Origin of the sequence: Vreelandella olivaria (assembly GCF_023507745.1) — a bacterium.
Classification (GTDB): domain Bacteria; phylum Pseudomonadota; class Gammaproteobacteria; order Pseudomonadales; family Halomonadaceae; genus Vreelandella; species Vreelandella olivaria_A.
Genome location: NZ_JALPZO010000164.1, coordinates 1 through 22,155, shown reverse-complemented (window position 1 = coordinate 22,155; position 22,155 = coordinate 1). Strand labels below are relative to the sequence as shown.

At 52.4% G+C, this 22,155-nt stretch carries 19 protein-coding genes and 1 CRISPR repeat array (1 of these 20 only partly in view); of the genes, 6 read left to right on the top strand and 13 right to left on the bottom strand.

The window, feature by feature from the left end; genetic code table 11:
* Window positions 1–2,975: direct repeats of the CRISPR family, unit length 28 nt; unit sequence GTTAGCTGCCGCCCAGGCAGCTCAGAAA; it reaches 1,671 nt to the left of the window's first position.
* A gap of 87 nt (window positions 2,976–3,062) precedes the next feature.
* Both HP566_RS19200 and HP566_RS19195 read right to left on the bottom strand, forming a co-directional pair.
* On the bottom strand, window positions 3,063–3,380 hold the full coding sequence (locus tag HP566_RS19200) for a hypothetical protein (protein ID WP_249978922.1): 318 nt from the start codon (window positions 3,378–3,380) through the stop codon (window positions 3,063–3,065).
* Window positions 3,381–3,454: 74 nt separating this feature from the next.
* Window positions 3,455–4,393: an alpha/beta hydrolase gene (locus HP566_RS19195; RefSeq protein ID WP_249978921.1), complete on the bottom strand. Its 939-nt coding sequence runs from the start codon at window positions 4,391–4,393 to the stop codon at window positions 3,455–3,457.
* Window positions 4,394–4,496: 103 nt separating this feature from the next.
* On the opposite strand from HP566_RS19195, the gene HP566_RS19190 reads away from it, so the two are divergent.
* Window positions 4,497–5,522 carry an acyltransferase family protein gene (locus HP566_RS19190; RefSeq protein WP_249978920.1) on the top strand — a complete coding sequence of 342 codons (1,026 nt, stop codon included), beginning with the start codon at window positions 4,497–4,499 and terminating at the stop codon, window positions 5,520–5,522.
* Between the two features lie 77 nt (window positions 5,523–5,599).
* On the opposite strand, the gene HP566_RS19185 is transcribed toward HP566_RS19190, so the two are convergent.
* A complete protein-coding gene (locus HP566_RS19185; RefSeq protein WP_249978919.1) occupies window positions 5,600–6,175 on the bottom strand; it encodes a hypothetical protein in 576 nt (191 codons plus the stop codon).
* Window positions 6,176–6,718: 543 nt separating this feature from the next.
* Here HP566_RS19185 and glnA point away from each other — a divergent pair.
* From glnA to ntrC, 4 genes are all read left to right on the top strand, one after another.
* Entirely contained in the window at window positions 6,719–8,125 is a 1,407-nt protein-coding gene (gene glnA / locus HP566_RS19180; protein WP_249978918.1) for a glutamate--ammonia ligase, read from the top strand.
* Window positions 8,126–8,231: 106 nt separating this feature from the next.
* On the top strand, window positions 8,232–8,732 hold the full coding sequence (locus tag HP566_RS19175) for a DUF4124 domain-containing protein (RefSeq protein ID WP_249978917.1): 501 nt from the start codon (window positions 8,232–8,234) through the stop codon (window positions 8,730–8,732).
* Between the two features lie 189 nt (window positions 8,733–8,921).
* Window positions 8,922–9,968 (top strand): nitrogen regulation protein NR(II), encoded by a 1,047-nt coding sequence (gene glnL, locus HP566_RS19170; RefSeq protein ID WP_249978916.1) that lies wholly within the window; start codon window positions 8,922–8,924, stop codon window positions 9,966–9,968.
* The gene (gene ntrC, locus HP566_RS19165) at window positions 9,961–11,388 is read left to right on the top strand and encodes a nitrogen regulation protein NR(I) (protein WP_249978915.1); all 1,428 of its coding nucleotides are present in this window, start codon (window positions 9,961–9,963) and stop codon (window positions 11,386–11,388) included. The genes glnL and ntrC overlap by 8 nt, the downstream gene beginning before the upstream one ends.
* Before the next feature lie 70 nt (window positions 11,389–11,458).
* Here ntrC and HP566_RS19160 read toward each other — a convergent pair whose 3' ends face one another.
* From HP566_RS19160 to HP566_RS19120, 9 genes are all read right to left on the bottom strand, one after another.
* Window positions 11,459–12,427 (bottom strand): tripartite tricarboxylate transporter substrate binding protein, encoded by a 969-nt coding sequence (locus tag HP566_RS19160; RefSeq protein WP_249978914.1) that lies wholly within the window; start codon window positions 12,425–12,427, stop codon window positions 11,459–11,461.
* Window positions 12,428–12,476: 49 nt separating this feature from the next.
* The gene (locus HP566_RS19155) at window positions 12,477–13,994 is read right to left on the bottom strand and encodes a tripartite tricarboxylate transporter permease (RefSeq protein WP_249978913.1); all 1,518 of its coding nucleotides are present in this window, start codon (window positions 13,992–13,994) and stop codon (window positions 12,477–12,479) included.
* Between the two features lies 1 nt (window position 13,995).
* A complete protein-coding gene (locus HP566_RS19150; RefSeq protein WP_249978912.1) occupies window positions 13,996–14,463 on the bottom strand; it encodes a hypothetical protein in 468 nt (155 codons plus the stop codon).
* Between the two features lie 310 nt (window positions 14,464–14,773).
* Window positions 14,774–15,637 carry a ChaN family lipoprotein gene (locus HP566_RS19145; RefSeq protein ID WP_249978911.1) on the bottom strand — a complete coding sequence of 288 codons (864 nt, stop codon included), beginning with the start codon at window positions 15,635–15,637 and terminating at the stop codon, window positions 14,774–14,776.
* 87 nt (window positions 15,638–15,724) lie between these two features.
* Window positions 15,725–16,252: a YqiA/YcfP family alpha/beta fold hydrolase gene (locus HP566_RS19140; protein ID WP_249978910.1), complete on the bottom strand. Its 528-nt coding sequence runs from the start codon at window positions 16,250–16,252 to the stop codon at window positions 15,725–15,727.
* 5 nt (window positions 16,253–16,257) lie between these two features.
* The gene (locus HP566_RS19135; RefSeq protein ID WP_249978909.1) at window positions 16,258–16,392 is read right to left on the bottom strand and encodes an entericidin A/B family lipoprotein; all 135 of its coding nucleotides are present in this window, start codon (window positions 16,390–16,392) and stop codon (window positions 16,258–16,260) included.
* A gap of 872 nt (window positions 16,393–17,264) precedes the next feature.
* Complete coding sequence (locus HP566_RS19130) at window positions 17,265–18,710, bottom strand: sodium/glutamate symporter (protein WP_249978908.1); 1,446 nt, start codon at window positions 18,708–18,710, stop codon at window positions 17,265–17,267.
* 133 nt (window positions 18,711–18,843) lie between these two features.
* Complete coding sequence (locus tag HP566_RS19125; protein WP_249978907.1) at window positions 18,844–19,383, bottom strand: phosphatase PAP2 family protein; 540 nt, start codon at window positions 19,381–19,383, stop codon at window positions 18,844–18,846.
* Window positions 19,346–20,509: a glycosyltransferase family 4 protein gene (locus HP566_RS19120; RefSeq protein ID WP_249978906.1), complete on the bottom strand. Its 1,164-nt coding sequence runs from the start codon at window positions 20,507–20,509 to the stop codon at window positions 19,346–19,348. The genes HP566_RS19125 and HP566_RS19120 overlap by 38 nt, the downstream gene beginning before the upstream one ends.
* A gap of 375 nt (window positions 20,510–20,884) precedes the next feature.
* Between HP566_RS19120 and HP566_RS19115 the strand changes: the two genes are divergently transcribed.
* A complete protein-coding gene (locus HP566_RS19115) occupies window positions 20,885–21,886 on the top strand; it encodes a porin (protein WP_249978905.1) in 1,002 nt (333 codons plus the stop codon).
* Window positions 21,887–21,974: 88 nt separating this feature from the next.
* Here the strand turns inward: HP566_RS19115 and HP566_RS19110 are convergent.
* Window positions 21,975–22,155, bottom strand: a 181-nt coding sequence (locus HP566_RS19110) for a hypothetical protein (protein ID WP_249978904.1), incomplete at its 5' end; no start/stop codon positions are given.

Below are 22,155 nucleotides of genomic sequence, written 5' to 3'. Positions count from 1 at the left end.
TTGAACCGCAATGTTAGCTGCCGCCCAGGCAGCTCAGAAATACCCAAGAAGGCGTTGAGGTCGCTAGCCGTTGTTAGCTGCCGCCCAGGCAGCTCAGAAAGGATCAAGGAGAGCCACCTGCGCACGTATCTAGTTAGCTGCCGCCCAGGCAGCTCAGAAAACCTCATCCGTCTCAGCCGCCCTCACCGCTTTGTTAGCTGCCGCCCAGGCAGCTCAGAAAGACAAGAGAAGACGAGGCGGCGGACGATGTGCGTTAGCTGCCGCCCAGGCAGCTCAGAAAAACTGGTCAACGATAGCAGAGCCTCACGTATGGTTAGCTGCCGCCCAGGCAGCTCAGAAATGTTCCAAACGAGGGACGCGAACCCGGATTTCGTTAGCTGCCGCCCAGGCAGCTCAGAAACTGAAAGAGGCGCGCGACGAAGCGCTAAAGCGGTTAGCTGCCGCCCAGGCAGCTCAGAAAAAGAATGGCGCGGCGCACCACATCGGCCTTGGGTTAGCTGCCGCCCAGGCAGCTCAGAAATTTCCTGACCGCCGCTACAAGGAGGGTAAGGCGTTAGCTGCCGCCCAGGCAGCTCAGAAATTACCGCAAGTGGTACGCTCGGGTAATGGGGAGTTAGCTGCCGCCCAGGCAGCTCAGAAAATTCAATGATGCGCTCAACACTAGTGCGCAGGGTTAGCTGCCGCCCAGGCAGCTCAGAAACGGCGATGCGTGAGCCCGTGGCACGGCCCAGTGTTAGCTGCCGCCCAGGCAGCTCAGAAATAGTAGCAGTGTTTGGCCGGAACGTATCTGAAGTTAGCTGCCGCCCAGGCAGCTCAGAAAGTTGAGCGGAACACGCGCGGTATGACGGCGGAGTTAGCTGCCGCCCAGGCAGCTCAGAAAAGACTCAAATCAGTGACCGGTGCCAAGCCTTCGTTAGCTGCCGCCCAGGCAGCTCAGAAAAAGAATCAGCGGGCGCCCTTAACAGTTTAAGCGTTAGCTGCCGCCCAGGCAGCTCAGAAATGACTCAGTTCCGCTACATGGAAAAAGTAGAGGTTAGCTGCCGCCCAGGCAGCTCAGAAAAGTACGCCGGTTAACTCGCCCACGGCCAACGGGTTAGCTGCCGCCCAGGCAGCTCAGAAACGCCAGCGTGGCGCGACACTGATTGACGGCTGGTTAGCTGCCGCCCAGGCAGCTCAGAAATTTTCGGCCAAGGCGAATAGCGCAAGACTTAGGTTAGCTGCCGCCCAGGCAGCTCAGAAAAGAAGCTAGACTTTTTGGAAGCATTACTACTTGTTAGCTGCCGCCCAGGCAGCTCAGAAATGTGAGCCAACTAATCGCCCGCGCACCCACCGGTTAGCTGCCGCCCAGGCAGCTCAGAAATTCATAGCGCCGTAGCCACAATGCATTTTCCCGTTAGCTGCCGCCCAGGCAGCTCAGAAATAATCGACCGGCGGGTGCTGTCCATCCAAGGCGTTAGCTGCCGCCCAGGCAGCTCAGAAAGCGTAGCCACTTACCAATTTTCCAAGGCTCGTGTTAGCTGCCGCCCAGGCAGCTCAGAAATACACCGGACATATGAACGGCGGACTGAAAAAGTTAGCTGCCGCCCAGGCAGCTCAGAAAAGTATGGCGATGAACCTCTAGCGCTCTAATGTGTTAGCTGCCGCCCAGGCAGCTCAGAAATCAGACAGCGTAAAAAGCGACACAATATTGGCGTTAGCTGCCGCCCAGGCAGCTCAGAAATTCTCTGTCGATCGCGCCCCGCGTTGGTTCACGTTAGCTGCCGCCCAGGCAGCTCAGAAATCGGTTGTCTCTGATTTCGATGTTCAGCGGCCGTTAGCTGCCGCCCAGGCAGCTCAGAAAAGAAGCACGCCGAACGTGAACATGCTGGCCAACGTTAGCTGCCGCCCAGGCAGCTCAGAAACTAATATTCTGACGCTCTCCGGTAGTCAGGGCCGTTAGCTGCCGCCCAGGCAGCTCAGAAATGGAGCAGTACGTGTAGGTTGGTGCGCTGAGTGTTAGCTGCCGCCCAGGCAGCTCAGAAAAAGAATAACAAGCTGTTCAGCTTCGCGGTTATGTTAGCTGCCGCCCAGGCAGCTCAGAAATACGGGAACTCCCTTTGCCGTCGCCTCTACTGGTTAGCTGCCGCCCAGGCAGCTCAGAAAACCCCTCGTCGTCGGTAATACTCTGCGAGGTCGTTAGCTGCCGCCCAGGCAGCTCAGAAAGGTGTCGACGTTGCAGGGGATGCCTTGGGCGTGTTAGCTGCCGCCCAGGCAGCTCAGAAATCGCTCATTTCCTCTTCGCTCATTTCCTCTTCGTTAGCTGCCGCCCAGGCAGCTCAGAAAATGACCAGGCGCACCTCCGTGCCGTATTCAACGTTAGCTGCCGCCCAGGCAGCTCAGAAAACACGAAAGGCAGCAGTAGCCACTTTGATAGCGTTAGCTGCCGCCCAGGCAGCTCAGAAATATTTGGCAACCGGTATAAAGCCTTTGCTAAAGTTAGCTGCCGCCCAGGCAGCTCAGAAATGATCGATCCCGCATGGCAAGTCATGCAGGATGTTAGCTGCCGCCCAGGCAGCTCAGAAAACGTCCAGGTTCATGATGTCGACCAGGGAGACGTTAGCTGCCGCCCAGGCAGCTCAGAAATTCAGGTAATGTTAAACGCCGTGGATCGCGTCGTTAGCTGCCGCCCAGGCAGCTCAGAAATTTACAATGAAAACCCGCAAGCTGCGGAAATTGTTAGCTGCCGCCCAGGCAGCTCAGAAAACCCCGAGCATATCCGTCAGCGACTGCGGCCAGTGCGCTGCCGCCCAGGCAGCTCAGAAAATCGTCCTCGGCCGGCGCCTGGCGGATGCGCTGCCGCCCAGGCAGCTCAGAAAAGCTAGAAGCCGAGATCCTCAGCAACACCCACGTGCGCTGCCGCCCAGGCAGCTCAGAAAAACACGCTGGAGCTGCTCGATCGTATCGCGGAGTTAGCTGCCGCCCAGGCAGCTCAGAAATACTCTTTGCGATAGCTTTCCAGGTAGCTACTAAGACCAACCCCATCACTGAACCTTGGCTCTTTTTTGCGGTAATTATTGACGTAGCTACTCTTTCTCATCTTCTTCCTCCTCTTCCCAGTGCTCCAGGGCGCGCTTGTCATCGGGCAGCCGCACAATATCGCCTATGTTGATTTTCTGATGCGATTTATAACGATGGCCGTGTTGGTCGAGGATGGCCGCCACACTGCCGATGCTGACGGCATCTTCCTCTCGATAGGCTTCCACCTTGACGCGCACAATTCTGCCTTGATAGCGGGCCGAGAGGATGGCGCCTGGGTAGGGAGCGGTGTGGTCGGGATCATCTTTAAAATACGCTGCTACGCTGGCGCTGCCGGGCTCATCCCATTCGATATGCTGGTGCATCGTCAGTGTCCTTACGGTCGTTGGTATGAATTGGTTTGATGCCTTCAGTGTAGTTTGCCTAATCCAGCCATGCCTTATTCTGTTGCTGTGGCATTGGGGTTGCCCACGTACTGAAACATAAAGTTAAGTGCTGCTGGCAGGCTTGCCCGCCATACACGCCATGTGTGGCCGCCTGGGTAGAGGTCTAACCGCACCTCGCCTGGTTGAATACGCTCCATCGCCTGGCGCAACAGGCGGGCGTGAAACTCGGCATCATAGACATCGCTGCGTCCTGCACTGATGTATAGCGGCACGGGTGGTATATCACTTGTTTCGGCATTGGGGCGGGGCGTTACATTGATACGGTACTCTTCCAGGTGGGCGGTGTAGTTGAGTCGTCCCCATACATCTCGATCAAACTGACCCTGTTCGTTTAAAAAGGCGGGGTGGCGGGTGGCAGAGGAGTTGGTAGGAGGCAATGGTATATAACTGGCGGGGCTGAGTGCGGCGACGGCGGCAAACATATCTGGGCGCTCCAGAGCAAAGTTAAGTGCCCCAAACCCTCCCGCAGATAGCCCGGCAACGCCCCTTAACTGGCGTGTTGTGCCTACATTGTAAGTGCTTTCTATATGAGGAAGCAGGTTATTGAAAAAGGCGCTGCGAGCTGGCTCGTTATACCCATCTACCCACCAACTGCGGCTTCCGGGCATGACAAATACCGCTGGGGGAATATGCCCAGCACTTATCAGGCGATCAGCAACCTGGGGGAGGTTGCCCCGCGTGGCCCAGTCCCGCTCATTGCCAAAAGAGCCGTGCAATAAGTAAATAACCGGGTAGGGGGTAGACGCATTGTCGTCATATCCCTCCGGTAAATAGATTGTATAGGGGTAGTCGTAACCCAGTATGGGTGAGAAAAACTGCTCCCGGGAAATCTCGCCAGCTAAGGTATGGCTACTCAGCGCAAACCAGCCTATCAAGGCAAGCAAACGTCCAGCAAAGGACTTGAAACGTAGCGATAACAGCGTGGAGAGCACATTACCTCCGGGAATTTAATTGCTTTACATGGGTCGGACAACGCAACAGGCGCAGTTGTTCAGCATGTTCTTAGGGTAGCGTGACATCACGGCGGGAGACCTGATGCAGAAGGTTGAGGAAATATACTGGTTGCGGGCATACGGCTGTATAGCCGTATTTTTATTCCATTGGCTCGATCACCTGAATCAGCGCGTTGATAATCTGGTTACCGATTTAATGCGAATCCCGCTGGTATTGGGCACGCCTATCTTCCTGTTTATTTCCGTCTTTGTATTTGCCGTTCGCTACGATAAGCAGGTACCACCTGGCTTTCTTTTGCAGCGTATTAAGTATGTGATGTTGCCTTATCTGGTTTATGGCTTTATCTACTCAACGGCTGAGTGGATCCGTCTGGCGATGAGCGATGAACCGATGGGGTTTGTCCGCAATGCGGCGGAGTATTTTATCTTTGCGGGCTGGCATGGTTACTTTTTAATCATTGCCATGCAGTTTTATGCGGCGTACTGGCTGTTTACCCGCTGGCAACTATGGCGCTTTAACCCTGTGCCCTGGCTATGGGGAAGTTGTGTGGTGAGCATGGCTTATTGGGGTCTGGCGTATTGGCTAGAGGTGGAGCCTCCTGGCTATTTACTGTGGATTGCGCCGTTGGGGTGGATCTATCTGTTTTTCCTGGCGCTGGTTCTGGTGCGTTACTATCCTTTGTCGCCCCAGGCAAATTTAGCGGAACGACCCGTTTGGATGAAAACGCTATCACGGCCAGTCTGGCTGGCTGGATTTACTGCCCTTATTGTGATGGCAACCTTTGCCGGATGGCTGGCCTTCTCTTCCAAAGAAGTATGGGTCATTCCTTTCTTTGTACTGTTTACACTGTGGGCCATGCGCTATTTAAAAGGGCACCAGGCGCCTGGTTGGGTGCGTTATATCAATGCTTACTCGTTTGGTATCTATTTGGCTCACCCAATGTTCTTTGCGATAACGGATTTTATGATTGGGCCTTCGACGTTTCCTGTTCTGGTATACGCAGCGTTGCTGATTGTTATAGGAAGTGTGGGGTCTATTTTATTGAATAAATTAGTAAATACTACGAATATAGGTGCCATGTTATTTGGTAAGCGGTTGAGGATGTAGCCAGGCTGAATATTGGTGCGCAAGTGGGTTAAGGACTCGGCTGTGGGGAGTGATGAGCCGAGTAGGAATAAGCTTAATCAGATGGTGAGCCCCGGGTTATGCGCACTGTAAGCGCTGCTAATGGTTCTAATGCGTGTTGGGCACGCGTAAATTCGCTGTAAAAAATCCACTAATGCCGATTCATCCAACTCAGGGTCGAACCCACCCAAACGCTCCAGCCATGACCACCGAATTGCAATATAGGGCGGTATTGTCACTGTTGAACCTAGAAAATGCTGTAGCAGACGTTCAGAGAAGCGTCGTGGGTCGCTACCAATCATCAATGCATCCAATGCATAAGTATCCAGCTGTGGATAAAGCTCAATCCATAGCGGTGCTGCCATGGGTGTTTTGTGTAGTGCGATCAGCAGCCACTCTGACTGGCTGATATAAGCAGCCTGATTAAGCCGGGCGCCAAGGGTGAGGGGTGGGGTGATCAGGCCATGAACATGGTATCGCTGTTCAAGCAGTGCCAAGCGTGCATCGGTGCAAGTATTGGTAACAATAATGGGCACTAGGTGGTCGGGAAGACCTGACTGGCGAATAGAGCGCAGATGGCGTGGTAGCTGGGCTCCTGTTAGTAGCGCATCGACTATAAAACAGGCCATACCCATGAATCGGCTTCTTTTGTTATGAAATATGCCTGATTGTAATTTATTGTAGATGTCGGTTTCTTTTAGTAGCAAGAGAAAATTTTGGGATGCGCAGATCTCATTGAGCAGTCTTTTGCACTAAATAAGTGCATATGTATTTATTTTTGTTCTTTTATAGTGCATTGAAGTGGCTTGGAGCTAGCTTGAATCACTTGAGGGAGAGGCCATGCAACATGAGGATGCATTGGGTAAGAATTTTAGTGTTTTAAAAACAATGTGTTGCTGTTTTGCTATACCATATTGGTGCAAAGTTGGCATGTTCTGTGCTTTATGTTTGGCAGCGGCTAGCGGGTCGTAGGCAGATGCTTCTCGGCGTGCTACAACAATAGCCGGTTGGAATGATCGCTGGACGGTTTGTTATCCACTAACTCAGACAAACGTTAAGCGAATAAGTAATGATAGCTGTGCCACATGCCTCTGGCGTGTGTAACGGTTTGTCGAATAACACTTTTATCGTTAGCTTACTGATTCAAGCTTTAAGCCACGCTCATACCGGAGGACTCTATGTCAGCCAAGACACTCGCGCTAATCGAAGAACATGATGTTAAGTGGGTAGACCTGCGTTTCACAGACACGCGCGGTAAAGAGCAGCACGTTACCGTACCGGCACGGGATGTGAATGAAGAGTTTTTTGAAAATGGTCAAATGTTTGATGGTTCCTCCATCAACGGCTGGAAGGGCATTAACGAATCTGACATGATTCTGCGTCCGGAAGACGGCTCTGGCTTCCTGGACCCCTTCACCGAAGATGCTACTCTGATCCTGCGTTGCGACATCATCGAGCCTGCTACTATGCAGGGTTATGATCGCGATCCGCGCTCTATTGCCAAGCGTGCAGAAGCTTACCTGCAGTCCACTGGCCTGGGCGACACCGCATTCTTCGGTCCTGAGCCTGAGTTTTTTATCTTCGATGAAGTGCACTGGAAGTCTGACATCCAGGGGTCCATGTACAAAATCACGTCTGATGAAGGTGCCTGGGCAACCGACAGTCAGGTCGAAGGCGGTAACCTGGGCCACCGTCCTCGTGTGAAAGGTGGTTATTTCCCGGTTCCCCCGGTTGATAGCTTCCACGATATGCGTGGCGCTATGTGTAATACTCTGGAAGCGATTGGTCAGACCGTGGAGGTGCACCACCACGAGGTTTCCAATGCAGGTCAGAATGAAATCGGCGTTAAGTTCAACACGCTGGTGAAGAAAGCTGACGAAGTCCAGGAAATGAAATATGTGATCCACAACGTGGCCCACGCCTATGGCAAAACGGCGACTTTCATGCCGAAGCCGCTGGTAGGCGACAACGGTTCAGGTATGCACGTACACCAGTCATTCTGGAAAGATGGTCAGAACCAGTTTGCCGGCGACGAATACGCTGGCCTGTCTGAAATGGCACTGTACTACATTGGTGGCATCATCAAGCACGCCCGTGCGCTGAACGCCTTTACCAACGCGTCTACCAACTCTTACAAGCGTCTGGTACCTGGTTTTGAAGCACCGGTAATGCTGGCCTACAGTGCCCGTAACCGCTCTGCATCCATTCGTATTCCGTATACGGCCAGCCCGAAAGGTAAGCGTATTGAAGCTCGCTTCCCTGACCCGACCGCTAACCCCTACCTGGCATTTTCTGCCATGTTGATGGCTGGCATCGACGGCATCAAGAACAAGATTCATCCTGGCGATGCCATGGATAAAAACCTGTATGACCTGCCACCAGAAGAAGGCAAAGCAGTACCTACCGTGGCGCACAGCCTGGATCAAGCGCTGGAAGCTCTCGACGCTGATCGTGCGTTCCTCACTGAGGGTGGCGTATTCACTGACGAAATGATTGATGCTTACATCGAACTCAAAATGGAAGACGTTGAGCGTATCCGCATGACGACTCATCCGATTGAGTTTGATATGTACTACAGCTGCTAATATCACCTTTTGCGGTGTAATTGGCCTAAAACCCCGCTCCGGCGGGGTTTTTTATTGGAGCTGATAGAGTATGAAAAACGCGTGGCCAACGTTTTGGTACGTCAGGATGAGCAGGTGGGTCGCCGGTATGTTGGTATTAAGCGCGTGGTGGCATATTGCTCAGGCGCAAACGGTGTATCGCGTAGTGGATGCCCAGGGAAAGGTGACATTCACCGATAATCCTGAACGTGGAGGGGAGGCGGTTCAATTGGCGCCTTTGCCGAGTATGGCTCCACGCACGGAGGCGCCTCTGTGGCCTCCTCAGGCCAGACCAGGGCAACCCTTTATGCCCTATGATCGATTTGTGATTAGTACCCCTCAGGCAGGCACCTCTCTTCCTGATGGCATGACCGCTGTTGAGCTGCATGTCTCGCCCCCTTTGCGGGAAGATCATCAGGTACAACTCTTGGTAAATGGTGAAGTAAGCCAGTCAGCACTGCATAGCGATGTGTTCTGGTTAACGGGCTTGTCTGAGGGGTATCACCAGCTTCAGGCCGAGCTATTGGATAGCAGCGGGCGGGTGCAGCACCGCACTCAACCAGTGAGTATCATCGTCGCTGAAAACTAGATTTGCACTATAATGGTGCGTGCGTGGCAATTAAAAAAGATCAAGCTGCGCTAAAACGTTTCGTTATGCCCCGTGATCTTGCTCCTAAGCCGTGCATATAAACGTTTACCCATAATTGGCGCGCTTTTTGCAGTTCCTCTTGCAAATGGAAGGCAGCGTGACTTTTCAGGTGATTCTTCAGGACAAGCCATGTATCAGCGCTTACTAGAACATCTCACTACGGCGGTGCTGCTGCTGGATGGTGAACTCCGGGTTCGGTGGATGAATCCTGCTGCTGAAGCATTGCTGGCGGTGAGCTTTAGCCGTGTGCAGGGGCTTAGTCTGGATACCCTACTCGGTGGTGATGAAAGTATTGATGAAGTGCTGGCCAAGGCGAGGGATGCATTTCACCCTTATACACAGCGTGAAGCGCGCATTACGCCGCTTAACAGTGAGCCGTTGACGGTAGACTACACCGTTACGCCGTTGTCGGAAGACGAGCTTCTGCTAGAGGTAGAGCCTCGTGACCGCTTAATGCAAATTTCCCGGGAAGAGGCGCTGACCACTCGGCAAGAGACGATCAAGGTGTTGGCGCGAGGCCTTGCACATGAAGTAAAAAACCCCCTTGGCGGTATTCGCGGTGCTGCTCAGCTATTAGAGCGGGATCTTGATGATCCGGCGTTGCGCGAATTTACCCATATTATTGTGGAAGAAGTAGACCGACTGAGGGATCTAGTTGATTCCATGCTGGGGCCAAATCGTATCGTCAAACATGAACCCGTCAATATTCACAAGGTGCTTGAGCGGGTTCGGGCGCTGTTAATTGCCGAACATCCCCACGTGACCGTCAGCCGCGACTATGACCCCAGCCTGCCGGATCTTTCTGGCGATGAGTCACAAATGATTCAAGCGGTACTGAATGTCGCTCGCAACGCCGTTCAGGCCATGAGTGATGCAGGTACTGAAGCGCCTGAGTTAACCCTGCGCACTCGCGCCAAACGTCAATTTACTCTTGGGGCCGAACGCCATCGTCTGGTTAGCGAAGTGGGAGTGATTGATAACGGCCCAGGCATTCCAGATGCACTACGCGAAACGCTTTTCTATCCCATGGTTTCAGGGCGCGCGGAAGGGAGCGGCCTGGGGCTATCGATTGCTCAGTCGATTTTGCACCAACATCAAGGTTTGATCGAATGCGACTCACGACCCGGACATACCGAATTTCGTTTACTGATTCCGTTGGAGAAGCGTCATGACTGAGGCGATACGTACTGATGTTGCTCGGGTGGTCATTGTCGATGATGACCGTGCCATTCGCTGGGTGCTTGAGCGTGCCCTGGCCCAGCCAGACCTGCAAGTCGAGTGTATTGAGCGGGCAGACACTGCACTTGCCCGTCTATTAGAAAGCCCCCCTGACGTGCTGGTCACCGATATTCGTATGCCCGGTATTGATGGATTAGACCTGATGTCCCGGGTGCGCGATGCCCATCCCGATTTACCGGTTATCGTGATGACGGCCCATTCAGACCTGGACAGCGCCGTCGCTTCCTATCAGGGAGGCGCTTTCGAGTATCTGCCTAAACCATTTGATGTGGATGAAGCACTGGCACTGGTGCGCCGAGCCGTGGCCCATGCTCGTGAGCGCCAGCGCCCTGTTAGCGTACCAGAAGGGTTGAATGCGGAAATTATCGGTGAAGCACCGGCCATGCAGGAAGTGTTTCGTGCGATAGGCCGTCTTTCCCACTCCCATATCACGGTACTGATTAATGGCGAGTCGGGCACCGGTAAAGAGCGCGTTGCCCAGGCACTACACCAGCATAGCCCCCGGGCGGGCAAACCCTTTATTGCCCTTAATATGGCCGCTATTCCCCGTGATCTGATTGAGTCCGAGCTGTTTGGCCATGAAAAAGGCGCCTTTACCGGTGCGGCTGCCCAGCGTCAGGGGCGCTTTGAGCAGGCCAACGGCGGTACACTGTTTTTAGATGAAATAGGTGATATGCCCGCCGAAACGCAAACGCGATTGTTACGGGTATTGGCTGATGGAGAGTTTTATCGTGTGGGGGGGCACACACCAGTAAAAGTGGATGTACGCATTATTGCTGCCACCCACCAAAATCTGGAGTCGCTGGTTGACGAAGGGCGCTTTCGGGAAGATTTATTTCACCGTTTAAATGTCATTCGTGTCCATTTGCCGCGTTTGTCTGAGCGCCGGGAAGACATTCCCCGCTTAACTCGCCATTTTCTTGCTGAAGCGGCGAAAGAGCTTTCAACAGATATCAAAGTGTTAACGGCAGAAACGGAAGCACACCTGACACGTTTGCCATGGCCGGGCAATGTGCGGCAGTTAGAAAATATCTGTCGCTGGTTAACGGTGATGGCATCTGGGCGTGAAATCCTGGTGGAGGATTTACCGCCAGAGCTGCGCTCGGTGAGTGCTTCTGAAAGCAGTGTGCATGGCGATTGGCGCTCGGCATTCCGGGATTGGGCTGACCATGCATTGGCAGAAGGGCATACCCATTTGCTGGAAGAAGCCGTGCCGGATTTTGAGCGTATTTTGATTGAAACAGCACTTAAACATACCGGTGGCCGGAAAGGGGAAGCAGCAGAGCTACTCGGCTGGGGGCGCAATACGCTTACCCGTAAGCTGAAAACCTTATTGCCCGCCTTGGCCGACGAATAGCCTTTTTCCACCTGCAAAAAAGTGCCCGCTGCCATAAGGCAGCGGGCACGTTAGTTAAGGCCAGTTGTGCTTATTCGTCAGCGTCTGGTACGCCACCCAACTCCTCAAGCAAAGCTTTATAGCTTTCAGTTTGTGAGCGTAAGGTTTCGGTTACTTCCTCTTCAGGCAGGTAAACGACCGGCATCAGAATGCGCTCTTCGGTAATCTCGATAAAACGCTCATCCTGTGTCGCTGCTTCAAGCGCCACTGCCAGACGTTCCACATGGCTATCAGGCGTGTTTTGCGGCACCATCACCACACGAATTTCGGCTGGGTTGATATCGTAACCAGCTTCGCGCAATGTCGGTGCCTCAGGGAACGCTACCAAACGGTCTTCCGCCAGACTGAGCAATACCGGCATCTCGCCTGACTCTGCATAACCAGAGTGGGTGCCGCCACTGTAAGCAAAATCAACGTCACCTGAAAGGATCAGTGGTGCCATACCGGCTCCCCCCGAGGTGGGGACAATGCGCAGATCCAGCTCTTCCTGCTGGGAAATATACTCAATGATCATGCGGTCAAGAGCGGTTTGGGTGGCGTAACTGGTGCCAGGGTTCTCACGTGCGTACTCAATAAGGGACTCCCAGCTGTCGCCAAAGGGGCGGCCTTCACCGGTCACGATCGCGGATTGCCCCAGGGTGACGCCAGCCACGTAACGAAAATCATCTGGCTGGTAGGCAGTTTCGGTGGCCAGCGGTCCGTAGGTGATGGTCATGGAGGTGCCGAAGGCAAAAGTATAGCCCTCATCTTGGCTATTGGTCAGGCGAGTGAGTGCGACACCTCCCCCCGCGCCAGGCTGGTTAACAACGTTAACTGGTTGGCCTAACTCCTCTTCCAGCACGTTGGCCAATACCCGTGCTTGAATATCTGTGCTGCCGCCAGCGCCAAAGCCAACGACCAGGGTAAGTGGTTTGCTGGGAAAGTCATCCGCCTGAGCGGTGCCAACACCTACGGTCAGTGCCGCAGCAAGTAGAGCCGTGTGAAGTCGAGTGTTTTTCATGATTAAGTTTCCTTGATGGTTTTTTTAGTAAATGGCATACAACAGGCTGTCATGATGACAATAAACGGCGACGCTGGCGGTAGAGGCGGTAGCTGCTCCACATCAGATGCAGCACCATCAGGCCTGTCGCGATGACAAAAAACAGCGCAATAGGTCGCTGCAGCAAAATACCGATATCCCCGCCTGAAAGAATGACCGATTGGCGAAGATTCATTTCCAGCATAGGAGTAACGATGAAAGCTACCAGGAAAGTGACGAACGAATAGTCAAACTTTTTCAGGAAATAGCCAAAAATGGCAAAGCCAAACACAACCAATAACCCAAAAGTGCCATAGCCCTGCACCTGAATGCCAGCCAGGCAGAGAAAAATAACCACAGGAATAACAATGTGTTGTGGCACATCGGTAACCTTGGCAAAAAGACGTAAGCCATACCATCCAATAGCCAGCATGACCAGGCTGGCGATGACCATGCCCGCAAACAGGGTAAACAGCATTTGCGGATGGTCACGCAGCATTAACGGCCCAACCTGAATGCCATGAATCATAAAGGCGCCCACCAATAGCGCAGCGGACACGCTACCGGGAATACCTAACCCAAATAGTGGGATGTAGCTGGCGGGGATTACCGCGTTATCGGCAGCTTCCGCTGCGGCAATCCCATTAGGGTTACCTTTGCCGAAACTATCGGGGTCTTTGGCTCCCCGCTTGGCCAGCCCATAGGACATAAATGAGCCAACTGAAGGGCCAAGGCCAGGCAACGCCCCCACAAAGGCACCGACCCCGGTACTTTTAAAAATAGTGGGTAGTGTTTTTTTGAATTCGCTGAACGAGAGGTCGTCATCGGGATTGTTGCCAAGACGCACGGAGTTACCGCCTTTGGTGCGGCGGTATTCATCCAACTGCACGAACATTTCAGAAAGCGCCAGCGTACCAATCACCAATGGCAGAATAGGTACGCCCTCCATTAGTTCGGCATACCCGAAGGTAAAGCGCATGGCCCCGGTTTCAGGGTCAAGCCCTACAGTACCCAGAATAACGCCCATCCCGCCTGCTGCCATGCCTTTTAAGAAAGAGCCTCCAGCCATACCGGCGATAAACACAAGCGCAAAAATGAGGATGGCCGCAAGCTCATAGGGGCCAAATTTTAGCGCGATAGAAGCAAAGGGAATGACCACCACGATAAGTAACAGCGTGGATAATAGATCACCTATCACTGAGGCCAGCAGCCCTATTTTGAGCGCTTTGCGCGGCTGGCCACTTTTAGCCATGGGGTAGCCGTCCAAGCAGGTGGCGGCAGAGGATGGCTCACCGGGCGTATTAAGCAAAATAGCCGATACGGCACTCCCGGCGGCTGTTCCCTTGGAGAGACCAATCAGGAAGGCGATGGCCGCATAGGCAGACATATAAAACGTCAATGGAATCGCAATCGCAATCGCGACCGAACGGTTTAGGCCAGGAATAACGCCGACCAGATAACCTAATAGCACACCACCAAAAATAATGCCGATGGAGTGAAGGGTTAAGGCATCACCAAACGCACTGGTAATGGCACTAAGCTCTGGCATATCAAACCACTCCTATGCGCATAAGATGAACGGTTAATAGATAAAGTGCAGCTGTGGGAATAGCTGCGGTTAACAGAACAATGTACCAGCGTCGTTCCCCGAGCATCACGACCAGGGTGCCTACAATAAAAGGGGCTAGCCAGGTAAGAGGCAGGAAGATGACCAACGAGATAAAAAATAAGACATACAAAAATGGCCATGCCTGGTGCCAAACAACGGTGAGAGAAGGGGCCTTGATCAGCGGTACGCGCTGCTTTTTAAGTTGAATCAGACTAATGATGGCTAGCGCAGCGGCACACAGAAACATTACCCAGGCGCCTAATGTGGCCAGCCGTTGGGGGTGCATGCCAAAGGAGATGCCTGATCCACCGTAACGGGGAATGAGCCATACCAATAGCCAACTGGCAAAGAGTGTGACTCCCAGTCCAGACCATAGATTTTTACGCTGCAGGTGGGGTTCAGGCGTCATAGGAGTTTTAATCAATATGAAGAGGAGTTAACTACCCTATGAGTCGCGCTGCTATTGATCAATCGTTAACCAGACGATGATTTAACGCGACAATCAACGCTAATATCTGTATAAAAAAATAAACTTTTTTGCAGGCTAATTATTAGTCTGCGTCATATTGTTTTCTACATGAAATAAAAATCGCTGGATTAGCTTGATGGCACAGGCCAGCATCCAGGGCGGGCCACGTTGGCCCTCATCTAATGGTGATGAACAAACAAGGGTTTTGTCAGCAGTCCCCGTCGAGATCGCTATTTTAGCTAATCATGTTTTATTGGCTACGTGTTGGACCTTCCTCTGGTAAAGGGCTCAGGATAAATACTGCATCGGCCAAATAAGCATCCGGCACTTCACAATCCTGTTGTTCCCAGGGCAGTAGGCTGAAGGTGCGTTCTATGTTCATCCCACTGAGCTGATGTGGTACCCCCTCGCTATAGGTGATATGACCCATACCCATTAGGCCTACTGCCAGGGTGCCGTTTTGTGCAGCATTAGCTAACTCGTGGGCCATTGCCACATCCCAGCTCAGCTGGGCGTCGATAAAACGATTCAGCCGCTCCGGGTCATCCTGGTCCATAGTATCATGTCGCGCAAACACCTCTGCCAGCCTTGCCTTGTAGCTGTCATCAGGAGGTACCGGAGCGGGAATATGATAACGCTGCTCGGCAGGAACATTTTCAAAGCCCTCTTCAACCAAACGTTGGCGAAGGGCTGGGGTAATGTTGAGGGCGATTAACGGTATGTGGTGTAAACGTGCGAAATGAAGGATGGGTAAGTATAGCTCAGGGTCAAACCCCCACACCTCTTGCCATTGTGTTTGTTCTAGCAGCTCTTGCTCACTGAGTGAGCCCGTTATCCAGCTATCCAAAACCGGCTGGGTGCTACGGGGCAGCATTTCCAAGCCAATAATCATATCGTCGCGCAGTGCATATAACCCTGCCAGAGTACTAAGCTGCCAGCGATGGTGATCAACGACAACATGCTGCTCGCCTAACAAGACCACCTGTTGCTGGGCCGCTTGGGCGAGCAAGTCGCTATTTGAAATAGCGAGCTGTGCTTGCCACCACTCGCCGGGTGCCGGGCAACCACTATGTGCGGCAAGCGGTAAACCTCCGCAAATGGCTAAAGTTGCCACTATAAATCGATGGTGTATCAACATGGTACCTAATGGGTTATGTTGGAAGCCGTCTCTCTGAGCAGAGGATAGCGGCGGTTGCTTGAGTTAGAAAGGCGTGACGCTAGTGCTGCACTGGATGAGAAAACGCTCGAAATCGTGAAGAATGATATCAAGACTGTCATGTAAGCGGTGATCGTCGTCAACCATACGCAGCGAGAGGCGCTGCACCCGGGCGCGCTCAATTACCGATTCGGGCGGTATCACATCGTCCCGCCAACCATGGATGATATGGGTGTGCTGAGCCTGAATGGTAGGTGACGTTTCAGGGTGGCTGGCTAAACCCAGCGCTGGCGCTAGTAAAAAGCAGCCCAGTACCTGTTGCTGTGCACTCACCGCAGCGCTTAGCCACCCGCCAAGGCTAGAGCCGGCCAACACGCAGTTGGCCAGACTATCGTTGCGGGAAGAAATCGTTGCCAGAAGGTGGCGAAAACGCTGCTGTGGCTCCGCCATGCCCCGGTAATCCATGATGACCGGCTCACAGTCATCCAGTTGTTCAGCAATGCCTTTCAGCGCCTGGACCTTTAACGCCCCCGGCCCGCTTTCCAAGCCGTGGGATAGATAGACGGTCATCATGATGGTTAATTGCTCGCTGAGCGCTGGATCGCTTCGCCACCTTGTTCAATATCTTCTCCCATACCGCGAATCGTATTACATCCGCTGACCACCAGTAGCGTGGCTAACAGTAATACGACAAGAGCAAGTGAACGTTTCATTGTGAACTTCCTTCCGAGGTCATCATGCCCAACAGGGCAACGTGGTTCATTTAGTAAAATAATCGCTGTTGTGTGCGGGTGCCAGTTGTTTCACGCGCCAGGCCGTCATTGGCGATGCGCTTTTGTCGCATGTGTCAGTTATATACATTGAGTTATACGGTTTTGACTCACTTTTAGCGTAATATCAATTATTGATTTTATTTTTAAAGTGTTGTTTTAATTTGTTTTATTTCGATTTATTTGTTGTTGGCCTGTTTGCTGCAACATACTGGTAAAGGCTGGTAAGGATCAGTACAGCAGGCTCTCCAACCTATTGTAAAAAGTGTGAGCAGGCTGACAGGCTGTAATGGAAGGCATGGAGCCTATTAAGACAAAAAGGATGTAAAAGGACACTTAGCCTGCTCACGCCTATCAATGCAAGGAAGCGTTGGTCATCCGGGCCAGGGAGTGGCAGCGGTGCGAAATAACCATCTCGTTTATGCGAGGTGGTTTTTTTGCGTTAATGGCTGTCTCATAAGTGATTGATATTAGTATGAATAAAATTATACATGGTGGTGATGTGCCGCTTTTGTAAAGCTGAGCATGGAATTTTGGTCTATCCTTTCGTGTAAACCAAATTTTAGCGGTTAGAAGACGTCAACGCAGCAACCGCACTCTTCAGGGACAAGCACTATGGCAATGGTATTGATGTTATGCATGTTCGTGTTGTTTCTCGGTTTTTCGGGTGTTGGGTTATATATGATGTTCAGAACGTCATTTATGGCCGCTATAGAAGAGCGTGACGATATGCCCCCTGATACATAAGCCAATCATTTAAATCAGATAAACGCCCGCTATTGTGGGCGTTTATCGTTAAGGAACGCTACCGAGGGCTAGCGCTGATGCCACCTTCCCCTGCCCCGTTCCGGTACCATGCGTCCGAAGTAGAGTAGCCCAAACGCCAGCCAGCCAACGGTCAGCAGGCCAGTAAAAATGAGTACGGCTACAGGGCCGAATTCGGCAATCAGCGGCAGTGCCGCGGCAGTGAAAAGACCACCGCCAACAATGGGTTCAAACATTAATTGTTTATACCCAAAGCTTTCCAGCGCACCTGATTTGTTTTTGGGGTCTGCCATTCTCATTAACAACAAGCCCGTAACAGTTACCCCCATTGACTGGCCAAAATCGCCAATACCACGTTCAAACCAGTTTTCGGGAATCACCCTTGGGGCAATCACAATTAGCACAAATAAGCCCCAGGCAATACCCGCCAGAGAGAGCAGCAGGAAGGGGATAAAGTAGTCGCCCAGTGTTGTGAGTGACAGCGTGGCAAGCGCCGCCACAATCGTAAAGTCAAGCGCAGTGCCCGCAATGCGCGACATCGTTCTGGTGGATACATGACGCTCCAAGCGAAAACGCATTACACATAGCTGGACAATCACCCCGCCAATCATGGCCATGGGGAACAGCGGTACGTGGGCAAGAATTTCCAAACCATCGTTGCGTGCCCAGATGACCTGCTCGATCCACTGTAAGCCTGAAAGGAGTAGCCAGCCTATGACAATGGCGATTCCCACCAGGCCAATATGAAGACTAAGTGGGTCAGTGGTGCCCGCTTCTTGAACCAGGTCCTTTTTAAATTCACTAAACTCCTCGGTCGAAGGGCGCTCTTCATCCCGCATGGTTTCATCGGGGACATCGTCTTCATTGCTCGGTGCGACCACGCCACGGCGTGCCGCGATATTGATCATTACCGTGCCGATCAATACTCCAGAAACAATACCCACTGTAGCAAGCCCCAAGGCGAGGTCGGCACCCTCTTCAAAGCCCAGGTCGGCAAAGGTATCTGCCATGCCTGCAGCTGTACCATGACCCCCTTCAAAGCCAATCTCAATCAGGGCACCCACCATCGGGTTCATATTAAAAATTGGCACTAACACCAATAACGCGAGCGTAAGACCCACTACATACTGTCCCCATGCCATGGTTTGCCCAACCACCACCTGCGGCCCTGCCCGCAGCCAAATGGTGCGTAAGCCTGGAATCGCCTTACCGATAAACAGGGCAGCAAAGACGACGTTGATTAATAATCCTGGCAATGCCGACCAGCTCTCCTGCACATAGGCGGGAAACAACCCAGGGCTGTCTTCAAAAAGCGTTGGTAGTAGCCGCCCAATAATATCGGGCCCAAGAAAGAGTAACAAAAGCCCGCCGATGACAGAGCTGGGCAGAAAGAGGCGTCGCAGCCAGGGGAGCCATAACCGTAATGCATTACTGATCAGCAAGACCAGTGCGATGATGACAAGCGCAATAAATAGCTCACCCACTGTCATGGACATCTCATCACTCCTTGATGAATTGCAGTTGCTGAGTGCAACCCGATCAGCATTGATAAAAACACGCTGGAATAATGTAAAGGTAGTGCCGAATCAGTGTAAGTGCTATTAATCCTGCGCTGGTAAACGCTCCTGTTCAGCCCATCCAATAAATACTGAGGAGTGCGAAGCCATAACCCAGCACGCCTCCTGCTAGCACATCGCTGACATAGTGAAGCCCAAGACCCACCCGGGAAATAGCGATCAGCAACGCAAGCGGTAGCACAACAGGCAGTAACCAGGGGGTATGCGCCGCTACTAATACACTGAACATGACCGCATGCATGGTATGGCCACTGGGAAAGCTATAACGATCCCGAGCGGGTTCACCGCAGTGGACGCCATTGCGATAGGTTATAAAGGGTCGCTCGCGGCAAAGACGTCGCTTCAGCAATCGATAGACGATGATGGCGATAAGCGCTATCGCGGTATATTGCACCATCCGCCACCCGTAATTGGGCTGTAACCAGGGCTGTGCGACGATTAAAAGCACCCATATTGGCCAATCTCCTAACCGGCTGGCTGCCTGCAGGGTTAGACGCCAGGGACGGTAAAGACTAAGCAGCGTGATGCGCTGGCAAAATCGCCACTCTAACAGGTCAAGACGATCGAATACGGCAAGTGGACGTGGGCGCATGATAGGCCTCCTGGGCTTGATATAGGTAGTGCATAAGCTGTTCAGCGATGCCTGACCAGCTCTGTTCCAGGGCTCGCAAGCGGGCAACACGGCCAAACCGTGCGTAATCAGCAGGGTGTTGGCATAGTTCAACTGCCGCCTGCTGAAAGGCGCGGCTGTCGCCTGGTGGAATGGTCAGGCCGTTAATGCCGCTTTGGATGAGTTCAGCGCTGGCCGCGTGATGGTAGGCGATGACTGCTAACCCGCTTGCCATCGCTTCTGTAACCACATTGCCCCAGGTTTCCGAGAGGGAAGGAAAGACAAAGAGATCAGCGCTGGCGTAGTGGCATGCCAGAGCTTGTTTATCCACAAATCCTGTAAAGCAGGCATTTGGCAGTGCTTTTTGCAGCTGTGTGCGGCCAGGGCCGTCGCCCACTATCACCTGGGCCATATCGGGGCGAACGTCGCGCATGGCCTCAAGTGTTTCCTGGAGTAGTGCCAGATTTTTCTCAGGTGCTAAACGTCCTACATAGAGCGCAACCGGTTGGTGCTCTGTCACACCCCATTGTTGGCGCAGCGTGTTATCCCGGTGCACGGGGGAAAAACGATCACCATCGATACCGCGAGACAGGATGTGAACGTTGTGGATGCCTTGTTGGTGAAGCGCCCTGGCCTGAAGCTGAGTGGGTACCAGCGTTAACGAACAGCCGTTATGGAAGTAGCGAAGGTAGCGGCGGGTCGCCGATGATAGCCATGGCACACCGTAGTCATGGCAATAGTGGTCAAAATTGGTATGCCAGCCTGCTACCAGTGGGATGGCGAGCTGCCGCGCTGCTTGCCGTGCCGCCCAGCCTAGCGGGCCCTGGGTAGCCAGATAGACAACATCAGGCCGGTGCTGGCGCCAAAAACGACGCAATTTTCCAGGGCTTGCCAGCCCAACTTGAACATCCGCATAGCCGGGTAGGGGGAGGCGTTGCACATAAAGTTCTTCAAGCACCCCTGCTGTCTGGCCAGGAACCTGGGGGTGAGGGCGTATCACATCCACTGCAACGCTCTGCCGGTGCAGCTCGCGACATAGCCTGCTCAGGGTATGAGCAACGCCGTTAATATCGGGTGACCATGTCTCACTGACGATACAGAGTCGCATGCGCGATTCTTCCCTTCATCATATTTAGTTATAGGTTGGGCTTTGATAGTGACACTGATGCGTCAAACAGATGAATAAGCGATGAAAGGTGGCTGATGCAGTGCACGCCACTATTTCTTCATTAATAGCCCGGTATAAGTTGAACCTCTTTTTATTTTTTCGTCCATCGTGTGATTTTTCATAGAAAAATAAAACTTTAAGAAGAGTGCAACATATCTCATTTAATGTGACGGCTGCTCACAGGGTTATCGTGAATACCAGGGTTAAATATGGTGGTTTGAAATGCCATATGGTGCTGGTGAAAGCATTGGATTCTGGTGGGCAGCCAAATCGAAAGTGATGTAAAAGCACTTCCAATATTCAATGGGAACAAACATGTTTAAAAAAACGATACTTGCTCTAGCGATTAGTGGTTTATTGGGTGTATCTGCGGCTCAGGCAGCCATGGTGTATGATCAGGATGGCACTACCCTGGATATCTATGGCCGTATTGCTATGGGGATAGAAGGGGGAGGCGTCAAAAATGGCGTTGATAATAGCGAAGAGTTCCGTAATTTCGGTTCGCGTCTGCGTATTACGGCGGGTCACCAAATCAATAGCGACTTACGCGGTATCGCGCGTGTTGAGTGGCGTTTTCGTGGTGACGAGCGCAGTAGCCCCGGTTTCGATGAAGTGCGTACCAGCTATCTCGGGTTGCAAAGTCAGCAATACGGTACCTTCATGGCGGGTAATTTCGATAGCTTCTTTGATAATTACGTGACCACGCCGTTTGATGTCTATGTGGAACGTGGTTACGAGTTTGCCGGTGGTGGTCTACAGGCGCGTGGCGATTCATTGGGCTATATTTCACCGAATATTGATGGTTTTCAGGCTGTTTTCGCCGCCAAGCACTTCTCCGAACGTGGTTTGACCGAAGCGCAGCAATCCAGCGAGGGCAATGTCATTGCCACTCAGGGGGGTGCGGTTTACGCGACAGGTCCGGTGCGCCTTGCACTTGGCTATGTGGAAGACACGGTACGCGGAGGTGGTAATGGAAAAGTTCGCTTTGGAGGCACCGCCACCTTTGCGATCAATGATGCCTTGTCTGCTCGTCTTGGTTATGAAACGCGCAGTGACAGCGATGAGTTTGGGGGTGGCTTCGACAAGGTGGGATTGGGGGCATCCTATGCTATTGATTCATGGCGCTTCCATGTGGACTACTACAACATTGATCTAGATAGTACCGATAGTGATCGTAATGCCTGGGCCGCAGCGGCTCATTATAGACTGACAACTAACTTCGATATGTTTGTCGAGTTGAATGATGCCAATCGCGATGCTGTCAATGATGTTGAAGAAGATGTTTACTATGCTGTTGGAGCCCGCTATCACTTTTAATTGAGTATTAGGTTTCTTAACGGTTTCGTGATTTTAAAGATCGTTTCGCCGATGTGTTTAATAGCACATCGGCTTTTTGGTTTTTAGGTTATAAGTTTGTAGTTGTTGGCTTAAGCACTGTAATACCATGATTATGGTTGTTCGTTGAGCCTGTAGAAAAACCCCGCTGACGGCTAAGTTTTGGTAGGATCGAGAAAACAGACGAGGAGTGGTCAGCATGCCGCGCTTCAAGCCTTATAACCACGATCAAAATGCCATGGTGGTGATCA